This window comes from Tenacibaculum sp. HL-MS23 (assembly GCF_032463465.1).
Taxonomy (GTDB): domain Bacteria; phylum Bacteroidota; class Bacteroidia; order Flavobacteriales; family Flavobacteriaceae; genus Polaribacter; species Polaribacter bernardetii.
Genome location: NZ_CP135989.1, coordinates 2,480,001 through 2,482,500, shown reverse-complemented (window position 1 = coordinate 2,482,500; position 2,500 = coordinate 2,480,001). Strand labels below are relative to the sequence as shown.

General features: G+C 36.1%; 3 rRNA genes (2 of these 3 only partly in view). All 3 read right to left on the bottom strand.

Annotated features, from left to right (window positions below):
- Positions 1–42, bottom strand: a 16S ribosomal RNA gene (locus RRF68_RS11605); it reaches 1,476 nt to the left of the window's first position.
- Between the two features lie 1,362 nt (positions 43–1,404).
- A 5S ribosomal RNA gene (gene rrf, locus RRF68_RS11600) occupies positions 1,405–1,513 on the bottom strand.
- Positions 1,514–1,612: 99 nt separating this feature from the next.
- A 23S ribosomal RNA gene (locus RRF68_RS11595) occupies positions 1,613–2,500 on the bottom strand (it continues 1,997 nt past the right edge of the window).

The following is a 2,500-nucleotide window of genomic DNA, read 5'->3' as shown; positions in this document are numbered from 1 at the left end:
CCGCTAGCGTTCATCCTGAGCCAGGATCAAACTCTTCATTGTATATTTTAAATAATATTAATGAATAAGTTTCAAAAGAATTTGTTCTAACGAATTAGAACGTGGTTATTCTACTCTTTGTTTACGCTGTCAATTTCAATATTTTCAATGAACTTTTAGGGTATCGCACTCATGCTGTAAAACACTCGCTGTAAATCCTAATTTTGTAGAAACGCTAGATTCGAACTAACTGATTTTTATTACTAAATCATTCCAAAATTTCTCTGATCGTATCGCTTTCTTAAAGCGGTTGCAAATCTATAAACTTTTCTAAAACTGACAAAACTTTTTGAAACTTTTTTTAAAGTTATTTTCGCAACATTTTAATGAACTATTTACCCTAAATCGGACTGCAAAGATACTCTCTTTAATCTGTACTAAACAAGTAATATTTAACTTATTTTTTACACTTTATTAAAACTATCTTAACCAGTATTTTTTATGACCTTTTAAAGCATCTCACTCATGCTCTGTAGCACTCGTTTTTCCCTTAGCGGGTGCAAATATAGATTCCTTTTTCAACATAACAACTACCTTTCTATCCTTTTCTTTTAAGTATTTTTTTTTACCCTGTTTCTTAAATACTTAACTCTAATATTAATCCCATATTTTATTGATTTGTTAATGAATTACTCTTGATCAGTTACTAAAACTAGCTTAAGTTAATAGTATATCTGTGAATTTCTTACTTGTGTAAACTATAAATCAACCACTATTATGCTCTTCTTTACTTCGCTGATATTTGAAAACTGTAGTGAAATTATATTTATTATTCTGAAGAGCTACTTAATAATGGTAATAATAATCTTATATACTATTTAAAAAAGTTTGTTTTAACATCAATAAAAAATTTAAGTATAGATTTTTTGTTTTCTTCTAGCCTGTTTTAACTATATACTCTTTTCTAATTCCTTGGAATATTAACGTAGTATATCGCTTTCTGTTTATTCTTATTTTTTAAAGAATATAGGCAGCTTATTTTTCACCTTCTTTTAAGTTTATATTCTAATTTAATCTCGATAATATACCCTCTAAAATCATTTTTATTCGATATTGCTCATTCATAAGTTACAATCAATATTTTTATTACTCCTTTCTTCTAATAAATCTTCATTTTCCGTCTCTGGTGATTATCAAGATACTTATAATCCTTTTTTTTAGTACATAATTGTACTGCATAAGTTTGGGATACTTAATAGTACTTCATTCTTTTTATTTTCTATGAAATATCTTGAATTTAGGATTATTAAAATTATATAAGCTTTATTTATAATATAAGAAGAAGGGTAATTATGTTAAAAGCACTATTTTTCATTTGAGTTTAGAGCAAAAAAAACCTCAATCTATAAAGATTGAGGTTTAAAAGAAAGGCAACGACCTACTCTCCCACCATTGGCAGTACCATCGGCGCAAATGGGCTTAACTTCTCTGTTCGGGATGGAAAGAGGTGAGCCCCATTGCGATAATCACCTTAAATCGTTCAGTATATTGCAACTGTATAAGTTAACATATTAGTAAAATCATATCGTAAATTATCAAAAGAGTTTGCGTCCCGACCCGAAGGTCGGGAACTATACATAAGCCTATGGGTTATTAGTAATACTCGGCTATGACATTACTGCCTTTACACCTGTATCCTATCAACGTGGTAATCTTCCACGACCCTTTAAAGAAATCTCATCTTGTGGTGGGTTTCGCGCTTATATGCTTTCAGCGCTTATCCCTTCCCAACGTAGCTACTCTGCAGTGCTCCTGGCGGAACAACAGATACACCAGAGGTTAGTTCAACTCGGTCCTCTCGTACTAAAGTCAAATCCACTCAAATTTCTAACGCCCACAGCAGATAGAGACCGAACTGTCTCACGACGTTCTGAACCCAGCTCGCGTGCCACTTTAATGGGCGAACAGCCCAACCCTTGGGACCTTCTCCAGCCCCAGGATGTGACGAGCCGACATCGAGGTGCCAAACCCCCCCGTCGATGTGAGCTCTTGGGGGAGATCAGCCTGTTATCCCCGGAGTACCTTTTATCCTTTGAGCGATGGCCCTTCCATGCGGAACCACCGGATCACTATGCTCTACTTTCGTACCTGATCGACCTGTATGTCTCTCAGTCAAGCTCCCTTATGCCATTGCACTCTACGCACGGTTACCAAACGTGCTGAGGGAACCTTTAGAAGCCTCCGTTACTCTTTTGGAGGCGACCACCCCAGTCAAACTACCCACCACGCACTGTTCTCATTGCTGAGTTAGACTCTAGATAAGCAAAGGGTGGTATTTCAAGGACAACTCCACAACGCCTAGCGACGCCGCTTCATAGTCTCCCACCTATCCTACACATTACTTATCCAAAACCAATACGAAGCTATAGTAAAGGTTCACGGGGTCTTTTCGTCCCGCTGCGGGTAATCGGCATCTTCACCGATACTACAATTTCACCGAGCTCATGGCTGAGACAGTGTC